This window comes from Streptococcus sciuri, from assembly GCF_024814375.1.
GTDB classification, from domain to species: Bacteria; Bacillota; Bacilli; order Lactobacillales; family Streptococcaceae; genus Streptococcus; species Streptococcus sciuri.
In genome coordinates this window covers 49,155-58,794 of record NZ_JANUXX010000010.1, presented here as the reverse complement: position 1 = coordinate 58,794, position 9,640 = coordinate 49,155, and the positions used below count along the sequence as shown (strand labels likewise).

The window sequence follows — 9,640 nt, the reverse complement described above, 5'->3', positions numbered from 1 at the left end:
CTATTCAGCAGTTAAGTGACGATAGCCTAGGAGATACACCTGTACCCATGCCGAACACAGCAGTTAAGTCCTAGCACGCCTGAAGTAGTTGGGGGTTGCCCCCTGTTAGATAGGGTAGTCGCTTGGCTTTTATCCGCCATAGCTCAGCTGGTAGTAGCGCATGACTGTTAATCATGATGTCGTAGGTTCGAGTCCTACTGGCGGAGTTTATTAGTGAGTAGGGAGATTATTGTCTCTCTTTTATTTTTGCTTATAGCTTTACACTATTTTTTTAAAAAGGAACATGACATTTTTGTCATGTTCCTTTTTAGAGATACGTATTATAATAGAGTTATCAAAGAAAGCCAAGGAGTCCTTCATGAAGAACTTAGATTTTGAATATCTGTTTCTCATTGTCAAACCTTTTATTTATCAGCTACAGATGGGATATGATGAGAAAAGAAGGGAGAAGATTATGTGGGAGAGCAGGTTGTTATTTTATCGTTTAATGCAGCAACATCCAGAGTTGTTAGAGGAGAGGGAAACCTTTTATCGTCATTATATGTGGGCTCTCAATGTTAAGGAGAGTAATCAAGATAACCTTTAAAAGTTTGAATGTTGTTAGTGTATGAATATTAGATGACTGTTTGAGAAGCCTATCAGTTTAGTCTAGGAAGATAATGATGTGTGTCGTTGTATCAGATTTCATTTTATAATTTAAGGTATAAAAAGATACCCTAAATCCTTAGGGTATCTTTTTATTGTCTTTTATAGATATTAGGCTTTGTTAGCTGAACCGAAAACATCGATACGTTCTTCAACTGCTGTAGTGATAGCTTCAAATCCTGGTTTTAAGAATTTACGAGGGTCGAAGAGTTTTTTCTTATCGTATTCTGCTTCGTTAGCATCGTAGTCACGAACAAATTGACGTGTAGCGTTGGCAAATGCAATTTGGCACTCTGTATTGACGTTAACCTTAGCAACACCAAGTTTAATAGCTGCTTGAATTTGATCGTCTGGTATACCAGAACCTCCGTGTAAGACAATTGGGAAGTTAGGAACAGCCGCAACTAATTTTTCAAGGTGATCGAGGTGAAGACCTTTCCAGTTTGCAGGATAAGGACCGTGGATGTTTCCAATTCCTGCAGCCAAGAAGTCTACACCAGTAGCAACCATTGCTTTAGCATCTTCAATTGGTGCCAATTCACCGTCACCGATAATTCCGTCTTCTTCACCACCGATAGTACCAACTTCGGCTTCGACAGAAACACCTTTAGCATGTGCCTTTTCAACAACAATTTTAGCTTTTTCAAGATTTTCCTCAATTGGAAGGTGTGAACCATCAAACATAACAGAAGTATAACCTACTTCAATACATTCCAATGCATCTTCAAAATGACCGTGATCAAGGTGAATGGCAATAGGAACAGTGATTCCCATTGATTCTACTAAGTTTTCAATAAGCGTTTTACAAAGTTTGTATCCACCCATGTATTTAGCAGCTCCCATTGAAGTTTGGATAAGTACAGGAGCTTTTTTAGCTTCTGCAGCACGCAAAATTGCTTGAGTCCATTCAAGGTTGTTTGTGTTAAATCCACCAACTGCGTAGCCGTTATCACGAGCAGCTTGAACAAATTTTTCCGCTGAAACGATTGCCATTTTAAGGCCTCCTAATTATTTTTTGGGGAAATTTTCCCTCTTACACAGTAAATTATATCACAATTTAAAAAAAATTCTAGTCTTTTTGTTATTTAAGGATTTTTTGTATTATTTTAATTTTTCTAAAGAAGTGTTGCAATCTATACTCGTAAATAACTGTCTTATTAAAATCTTGATAAGTATAACTTGACGGTATTATGTTATTTATGATAAAATAACTAAGAAAAAAGGAGCCGATTTAGCTCAGCTGGTAGAGCAACGCACTCGTAACGCGTAGGTCACAGGTTCGAATCCTGCAATCGGCATAAGTTAATGCTCATAAGCATATTTTAAATAGCAAAAAGTGTTGTAATAGAGAGTGTTGTATTTTTTGTAAAGGTATAGCTTAGAAGGGTTTATATGTTAATTAGCGATAAGGCGGTGAAGTAAAGAGTATTAGTTTAGTGACTAGTATTTTTTATTTTGTTGTTACGTACAGTTTACAGGATTTGTTAAAAATAGATAGACGTAGTGATATAAAAATTTATCGGACTTTTTAAACATCCAGGAGAGATTAAGAATGTTCTAGCTTATAGCTTATCCTATTCTTTGATTTTCTCAAACTTCTAATGTTGTTGCGAAATGTTTTGTCCTTTAGTAACCTTTTTGAGTTATAAGTATTGCAACAATGGATGGTCTATGTTATAATGAATGTGTGTGGTGCTAGCACATCCGTAATAAATCAAAAGGGAAGGAGAATCATGGCTAAAGTTTGCTATTTTACAGGTCGTAAGACGGTTTCAGGAAACAACCGTTCACATGCGATGAATAAAACAAAACGTAGCGTTAAACCTAACCTCCAAAAAGTTACAGTGCTTATTGATGGGAAACCTAAAAAAGTTTGGGTTTCAGCTCGCGCACTTAAATCAGGTAAAGTTGAGCGTGTTTAATGCGAAAGCTCCTTTGGAGCTTTTTTGATTGCTAGCTATACTTAGTTCTCACATCTAAGTTTTTACAAGTGACTTAAACTATGGTAAAATAAAGCGATAGAAACTTTTGAGGTAATAATATGACTGTAAAAATTAATACAAAAGATGGGCAAATTGAGCTATCTGATGATGTAATCGCTACGGTTGTTGGTGGTGCTGCAACTGAGATATTTGGTGTTGTAGGTATGGCTAGCAAGAGCGCTTTTAAGGATAATTTTCAAGCTTTACTACGTCGTGAAAACTTTGCTAAAGGTGTGGTTGTCAAATCAACAGAAGTGGGTATTACCGTTGATGTTTACACAGTAATGAGTTATGGTGTTAAGATTAGCGAAGTTTCTAAAAACATTCAGGAGCGTGTCAAGTTTAGTTTAGAACAACAATTGGGTCTAAGTGTTGATTTAGTTACTGTCTATGTGCAAAATATCAAAGTCGTAGGAGAAGGTTAGTGTCAAAGATTACAACAAGTTTATTCCAAGAAATGGTTCAGTCAGGGAGTACCAGACTTGCAAGTCAAGCAGAATACGTGAATTCTCTCAATGTTTTTCCTGTTCCAGATGGTGATACGGGAACGAATATGAGTATGACAATGGGTAATGGAGCTAAGGAAGTTTCAGATAAGCCGGCTGTAACTGTTGGTGAGGTTGGACAAATTCTAGCGAAAGGTCTATTGATGGGTGCTAGAGGGAACTCTGGTGTCATTACTTCACAACTTTTTCGTGGCTTTAGCCAAAGTATCAAAGATAAAAAAGAACTTGACGGTATTGAATTGGCTCATGCTTTTCAAGCTGGGGTAGAAGTTGCCTATAAAGCTGTTATGAAGCCTGTTGAAGGGACAATTTTGACAGTTTCACGCGGTGCAGCTATTGCGGCGCTGAAACGAGCGGAAGAGACGGATGATGCTGTTGAGGTCATGCGTGCAGCCCTAGAAGGTGCTAAAAATGCCTTGATAAAGACACCAGAAATGTTGCCTGTGCTAAAAGAAGTTGGTGTTGTTGATTCTGGCGGACAAGGTTTAGTTTTTATTTATGAAGGATTTCTAGCATCTTTGACTGGCGAATATATTTCATCTGAGGAATTCAGAGCTACTCCTGCCACAATGAGTGAGATGATTAACGCAGAACATCATAAATCTGTTGCTAGTCATGTGGCGACTGATGATATTACCTATGGCTATTGTACTGAAATTATGGTTTCTCTTAAACAAGGTCCTACTTATGTCAAAGAGTTTAATTACGACGAATTTCAGGGATATTTGAGCAATTTGGGAGATTCTCTTTTAGTTGTCAATGATGATGAGATTGTCAAAGTCCATGTGCATACGGAAGATCCAGGTTTGGTACTTCAAGAAGGTCTTAAATATGGTTCGCTTGTTAAAATTAAAGTAGATAATATGCGTAATCAGCATGAAGCACAAGTGAAAAAAGAATATGTTGCAGAAACAAACCAAGAGCAAAAAGAGTTTGGTATTATTGCAGTTGTTGCAGGTGATGGTTTGGCAGACATTTTTAAAGCACAAGGAGCTGATTATATCATCTCAGGCGGTCAGACAATGAATCCATCAACAGAAGATATAGTTAAAGCTATTGAGTCTGTTAATGCTAAAAATGTTATTATCTTACCAAACAACAAAAATATATTTATGGCTGCTCAGAGTGCTGCTCAAGTTGTTGCCAAGTCCGTAGCAGTCATTGAAACACGAACAGCTCCACAAGGTTTAACGTCGTTATTGGCTTTCGATACCACTAAGACTTTAGAGGAAAATAAAAAAGCAATGTCATCAAGTCTTTCTGAAGTTGTTAGTGGAAGCATTACCTTAGCGGTTCGTGATACGACTATTGATGGTTTAGCTATTCATAAAAATGATTATCTTGGTATGGTAGACGGAAAAATCGTCGTTTCTAAACCAGATATCAAACAAACATTAAAAGAGACATTTGCTCAAATGATTGATGAAGATAGTGAAATCATTACTATTTTTGTTGGTGAAGATGGAGATTTTGCTCTTGCCGAAACATTGGCTGATGAATTAGAAGATATTTATGGAGATGTAGAGGTTGAAATTCACAATGGTAAACAGCCAGTCTATCCTTATTTGATGAGCGTTGAATAATATATATGACATTTGTTCTGCTTAAAGAATGAGTGTCATTTTTTAAATAGCTTACAAAATTTTCAGATAATTGTTGACAATTGTCGTAAAAATGTTACTATTTAAAGTGTGCTAATTAGATAAATCTTTAAGTTTTTGTAGAGATATCTTTAAGGAGTTGGTAGAAGTTTTATAAAAAATTTTTTAAATAGCTTGTGGGACTTGAATTTTTTAAATAAAGTGTTACAATGACATATAGGACTTTGAATTTTTAGAAAATTCGGATAAGAAAATGTTAAAGGAGGAACTTGTGAAAAAGCTCAAACTAGAAAAGCGTAAAAAAGGTTCAGAACTCATTCTTGAAACTTTGTTAAGTCTAGGTGTTGAGACTATTTTTGGGTACCCTGGCGGTGCGGTATTACCTTTATATGATGCTATTTACAACTTTGATGGTATTCGTCATATTTTAGCAAGACACGAGCAAGGAGCCCTCCATGCAGCAGAAGGTTTTGCAAAATCAACTGGGCAATTAGGTGTGGCGATAGTCACCAGTGGACCTGGAGCAACAAATGCTATTACAGGTATAGCAGATGGTATGAGCGATAGTGTTCCAATGTTGATATTTACAGGACAAGTTGGAACAGGTGGTATTGGTAAGGATGCCTTTCAAGAGGCGGATATTATCGGAATAACGATGCCAATCACCAAGTATAATTATCAAGTGCGTGATGTAGCGGATATTCCTCGAATTATAATAGAAGCGGTTCATATAGCAACAACCGGAAGACCTGGTCCTGTTGTTATTGATGTCCCAAAAGATATCTCAGAAACTGAGACAGATTTTTATTATGATTCGGCTGTTCATCTTCCTAGTTATCAACCTACTGTCGAACCAAATGGTCTACAAGTTAAGAAAATATTGGAACAACTTGAAAAGTCTAAAAAACCGTTGATTATTGCTGGTGGTGGTGTCAATTACGCTAAGGGTGCTAATGAATTAGTTGCATTTGCCGAGCGTTATCAGATTCCTGTTGTATCAACATTATTAAGTTTGGGTGTTATGCCAATAGAGCATCCTCTGTCGCTTGGTATGGGAGGAATGCATGGTTCTTATGCTTCCAATATGGCTCTGTCTCAGTGTGATTTTATGATTAACTTTGGTTCTCGCTTTGCTGATCGCCTGACAGGTAATCCTGCGACTTTTGCTAAAAAAGCGGTTGTTGCTCATATTGATATTGATCCAGCCGAAATTGGGAAAGTTGTTTCTACACAGATTCCGATTGTTGGAGATGCCAAGAGAGCTTTGCAGATTTTGCTAGAGGCTGACACGGTTGAGACGAATTTTAGTATCTGGACAAAAAAAGTGTTGGATAATAAAGCGAGAGCACCATTTAGCTATAAGTTTGATGAGAGTATTATCAAGCCACAGCATGTTGTAGAGACTATCGGAAAACTGACTGATGGAGATGCCATCGTTGTGACAGATGTTGGGCAACATCAGATGTGGACAGCCCAGTTTTATCCTTTTAAAAACGAACGTCAGCTTATCACTTCTGGTGGCCTTGGAACGATGGGATTTGGTATTCCAGCAGCTATTGGAGCAAAGCTAGCTAATCCAGATAAAGAGGTTATCCTGTTTGTCGGTGATGGTGGTTTTCAGATGACCAATCAAGAATTAGCTATTTTAAATGGTTATGGTGTTCCGATAAAGGTGGTACTTATCAATAACCATTCGTTAGGAATGGTGCGCCAGTGGCAAGAGTCTTTCTATGATGAACATCGTAGTGAGTCAACTTTTGATGATGAACCTAATTTTCAACTATTAGCGGAAGCTTATGGTATTGCGCATTATAAGTTTTCTAATCCAAACACTTTAGAAAAAGATTTGGAAGTGATTACTGAAAATCGACCAATGCTCATTGAGGTGAACATCTCAAATCGTGAGCATGTTTATCCTATGGTTCCTACAGGAAAGAGTAACAGTGAGATGTTGGGGGTGGTGTTTAATGCGTAGAATGTTAACCGCAAAGCTCAAAAATTCGACGGGCGTCCTCAATCGTTTCACTGGTGTTCTGTCGCGACGTCAGGTCAATATTGAGTCAATTTCAGTTGGGCATACAGATGAACCTGAAATTTCTCGCATTACTATTATTATTGATGTCGAAACTTTGAAAGAGTCAGAGCTTATCATCAAACAACTCAATCGACTGATTGATGTTGTCCGTGTGCGAGATATTACGGATATCCCTCATCTGGAGCGTGAGGTTCTTCTCGTGAAACTCTCTGCTCCACCAGCTAAGCGAGCGGAGATATTAGCAATCATACAGCCTTTTAGAGCAAGTGTAGTTGATGTCGCCCCTAAATCGATTACCGTTCAGATGTCTGGTGATAGTGAGAAAATTAAAGCTCTGTTGCGTGTTATTCGACCATATGGGATTCAAAATATTGCACGAACAGGTGCAACTGGTTTTTCAAGAGATTTTTCCTAAAAATCTTTCAATTTAGTATAAAATAATTTAGAAAAGAGAATAGAAAATGACAGTAAAAATGGAATATGAAAATGATGTAAAAGTAGCAGCTCTTGACGGTAAGAAAATTGCTGTTATTGGGTATGGTTCACAAGGACATGCTCATGCGCAAAACTTACGTGATTCAGGTTATGATGTTATCATCGGTGTGCGTCATGGGAAATCATTTGATAAAGCTAAGGAAGATGGCTTTGATGTTTATGAAGTAGGAGAGGCAACTAAACTAGCTGACATCATCATGGTTTTGGCACCAGATGAAATCCAAAAAGATATTTATGCTAACGAAATTGCACCAAATCTAGATGCTGGTAATGCTATTGGTTTTGCTCATGGTTTTAACATTCATTTTGGTTATATCAAAGCTCCAGAAGATGTTGATGTCTTTATGGTTGCTCCTAAGGGACCAGGTCATTTAGTTCGTCGTACTTTTACAGAAGGTTTTGGAGTTCCAGCTCTTTATGCTGTTTATCAAAATCCAACTGGGCATGCACAAGAAATTGCTATGTCATGGGCTAAAGGAATCGGATCTGCTCGTGTTGGTCTTTTGACTACAAGCTTCAAAGAAGAGACTGAAGAAGATCTCTTTGGTGAACAAACAGTTCTTATGGGTGGTTTGACTCACTTGATTGAGGCGGGCTTTGAAGTGTTGACCGAAGCAGGCTATGCACCTCAATTAGCTTATTTTGAAGTTCTTCATGAAATGAAATTGATTGTTGATCTCATTTATGAAGGTGGTTTCAAGAAAATGCGTCAATCATGTTCGAATACTGCTGAATTTGGAGACTTTGTGACTGGTCCACGCATCATCGGACCAGAAGTTAAGGAAAACATGAAGGCAGCTCTTAAAGATATTCAATCTGGAAAATTTGCAAAAGAGTTTGTTGAAGATCATGATGCCGGTTTCCCACGTTTGAAAGCTTACCGCAAGGAAGCTGAAAATCTTGAAATTGAAAAGATTGGGGCAGAATTGCGTAAGGCAATGCCATTTGTTAATCAAAATGATGACGATGCTTTCAAGATTTATAACTAATTTACGGATTGGTAGAAAAGAGCCTGCTGGCTCTTTTCTTTTAGAAATAAGATAGACTATAGATAAATTTAAAAAAGGGGAAAAATGATAACAGCTAAAAATATTGTTGAAGCTTATAAGGTTTTGAAATCAGTTGTTGAAAAGACACCACTTGATTTTGACCGCTATTTATCAGAAAAGTATGGAGCAACCATCTATTTAAAACGCGAAAATATGCAAAAAGTACGCTCTTTTAAAATTCGTGGGGCTTATTATGCTATTTCACAGTTATCAGATGATGAAAAAAAACGAGGTGTTGTCTGCGCAAGTGCAGGAAATCATGCACAGGGTGTAGCTTATACTTGTAATGAAATGCAAATTCCTGCAACTATTTTTATGCCAGTGACAACTCCGCAACAAAAAATTGGACAAGTTCAGTTTTTTGGAGGTTCCTTTGTCAGCATTCAATTGGTGGGGGATACCTTTGATGCTTCCGCTCAAGCAGCACAGGATTTTACAAAAGCAGAGGGTATGACATTTATCGATCCTTTTGATGATGATAATGTTCAGGCAGGTCAAGGAACAGTAGCCTACGAGATTTATGAGCAAGCGCAAGAAGAGGGAGTTTCTTTTGATCAAATTTTTGTTCCTGTAGGAGGTGGTGGTTTAATTTCTGGCGTTGCCACCTACATTAAGGATGTGTCACCAGAAATTGAAGTTATCGGTGTCGAAGCGAGTGGTGCTCGTAGCATGCGAGCTGCTTTTGATAAAGGTTATCCTGTCAAATTGGAGAATATTGATAAATTTGCAGATGGTATAGCCGTTCAAAAAGTTGGCCAACATACTTATGAAGTGGCCAGAAAGTATGTGGATAGCCTTATTGGTGTTGATGAAGGTTTGATTTCTGAAACTCTGATCGATATGTACTCTAAACAGGGAATCATTGCAGAACCTGCAGGAGCAGCCTCAATTGCAGCGCTTGAGATGATGAAAGAAGATATTAAAGGGAAAACTGTTGTTTGCATTATCTCAGGTGGCAACAACGACATCAACCGCATGCAAGAGATGGAAGAGCGTGCGCTTATTTATGATGGTGTTAAACATTACTTTGTTGTGAATTTTCCACAACGTCCAGGAGCTCTTAGAGAATTTGTAAATGATATTTTAGGACCAAAAGATGATATTACACGTTTTGAGTACATCAAACGTGCCAACAAAGGTAAAGGACCTGTTTTGATAGGTATTACGCTAGATAATAAAGATGATTACGCTGGTTTATTAGACCGTTTAAGACAGTTTGATCCAAATTATATCAATTTACATGGGAATGAAAGTCTTTACAACATGCTTGTTTGAGAATTCTGTCTTGATTGATAGCGATTTTATCACATAAAAAAGTTTGAGAGGA

General features: G+C 37.5%; 9 protein-coding genes, 2 tRNA genes and 1 rRNA gene. 11 read left to right on the top strand and 1 reads right to left on the bottom strand.

The window, feature by feature from the left end:
- Positions 1-11 precede the first annotated feature (11 nt).
- From rrf to NXS10_RS07945, 3 genes are all read left to right on the top strand, one after another.
- Positions 12-127: ribosomal RNA gene (gene rrf / locus NXS10_RS07955) — 5S ribosomal RNA — on the top strand.
- A 5-nt stretch (positions 128-132) separates the two neighbouring features.
- A tRNA-Asn gene (locus NXS10_RS07950) sits at positions 133-206 on the top strand.
- Between the two features lie 152 nt (positions 207-358).
- On the top strand, positions 359-586 hold the full coding sequence (locus NXS10_RS07945) for a hypothetical protein (RefSeq protein WP_259139301.1): 228 nt from the start codon (positions 359-361) through the stop codon (positions 584-586).
- Positions 587-756: 170 nt separating this feature from the next.
- On the opposite strand, the gene NXS10_RS07940 is transcribed toward NXS10_RS07945, so the two are convergent.
- Positions 757-1,638: a class II fructose-bisphosphate aldolase gene (locus NXS10_RS07940; protein WP_259139300.1), complete on the bottom strand. Its 882-nt coding sequence runs from the start codon at positions 1,636-1,638 to the stop codon at positions 757-759.
- A 232-nt stretch (positions 1,639-1,870) separates the two neighbouring features.
- Here NXS10_RS07940 and NXS10_RS07935 point away from each other — a divergent pair.
- The 8 genes from NXS10_RS07935 to ilvA all read left to right on the top strand — a co-directional run bounded on the left by NXS10_RS07935 (position 1,871) and on the right by ilvA (position 9,588).
- A tRNA-Thr gene (locus tag NXS10_RS07935) sits at positions 1,871-1,943 on the top strand.
- 435 nt (positions 1,944-2,378) lie between these two features.
- Positions 2,379-2,567 carry a 50S ribosomal protein L28 gene (rpmB, locus tag NXS10_RS07930; protein WP_259139299.1) on the top strand — a complete coding sequence of 63 codons (189 nt, stop codon included), beginning with the start codon at positions 2,379-2,381 and terminating at the stop codon, positions 2,565-2,567.
- Positions 2,568-2,686: 119 nt separating this feature from the next.
- A complete protein-coding gene (locus tag NXS10_RS07925) occupies positions 2,687-3,052 on the top strand; it encodes an Asp23/Gls24 family envelope stress response protein (RefSeq protein WP_259139297.1) in 366 nt (121 codons plus the stop codon).
- Positions 3,052-4,716, top strand: a complete 1,665-nt coding sequence (gene fakA, locus NXS10_RS07920; protein ID WP_259139296.1) for a DAK2 domain-containing protein — start codon at positions 3,052-3,054, stop codon at positions 4,714-4,716. The genes NXS10_RS07925 and fakA overlap by 1 nt, the downstream gene beginning before the upstream one ends.
- Before the next feature lie 289 nt (positions 4,717-5,005).
- A complete protein-coding gene (locus NXS10_RS07915) occupies positions 5,006-6,709 on the top strand; it encodes an acetolactate synthase large subunit (RefSeq protein ID WP_259139295.1) in 1,704 nt (567 codons plus the stop codon).
- Positions 6,702-7,184 (top strand): acetolactate synthase small subunit, encoded by a 483-nt coding sequence (gene ilvN / locus NXS10_RS07910; RefSeq protein ID WP_259139293.1) that lies wholly within the window; start codon positions 6,702-6,704, stop codon positions 7,182-7,184. The genes NXS10_RS07915 and ilvN overlap by 8 nt, the downstream gene beginning before the upstream one ends.
- Positions 7,185-7,230: 46 nt before the next feature.
- The gene (gene ilvC, locus NXS10_RS07905) at positions 7,231-8,253 is read left to right on the top strand and encodes a ketol-acid reductoisomerase (RefSeq protein ID WP_259139291.1); all 1,023 of its coding nucleotides are present in this window, start codon (positions 7,231-7,233) and stop codon (positions 8,251-8,253) included.
- Between the two features lie 84 nt (positions 8,254-8,337).
- The gene (gene ilvA, locus NXS10_RS07900) at positions 8,338-9,588 is read left to right on the top strand and encodes a threonine ammonia-lyase IlvA (RefSeq protein WP_259139290.1); all 1,251 of its coding nucleotides are present in this window, start codon (positions 8,338-8,340) and stop codon (positions 9,586-9,588) included.
- Positions 9,589-9,640 lie beyond the last annotated feature (52 nt).

What these genes read in the sequence shown, in the direction of transcription:
- NXS10_RS07945 (WP_259139301.1), top strand. Translation starts at nt 359, where the DNA reads ATGAAGAACTTAGATTTTGAATATCTGTTTCTCATTGTCAAACCTTTT.
- NXS10_RS07940 (WP_259139300.1), bottom strand. Translation starts at nt 1,638, where the DNA reads ATGGCAATCGTTTCAGCGGAAAAATTTGTTCAAGCTGCTCGTGATAAC.
- rpmB (WP_259139299.1), top strand. Translation starts at nt 2,379, where the DNA reads ATGGCTAAAGTTTGCTATTTTACAGGTCGTAAGACGGTTTCAGGAAAC.
- NXS10_RS07925 (WP_259139297.1), top strand. Translation starts at nt 2,687, where the DNA reads ATGACTGTAAAAATTAATACAAAAGATGGGCAAATTGAGCTATCTGAT.
- ilvN (WP_259139293.1), top strand. Translation starts at nt 6,702, where the DNA reads ATGCGTAGAATGTTAACCGCAAAGCTCAAAAATTCGACGGGCGTCCTC.
- ilvC (WP_259139291.1), top strand. Translation starts at nt 7,231, where the DNA reads ATGACAGTAAAAATGGAATATGAAAATGATGTAAAAGTAGCAGCTCTT.
- ilvA (WP_259139290.1), top strand. Translation starts at nt 8,338, where the DNA reads ATGATAACAGCTAAAAATATTGTTGAAGCTTATAAGGTTTTGAAATCA.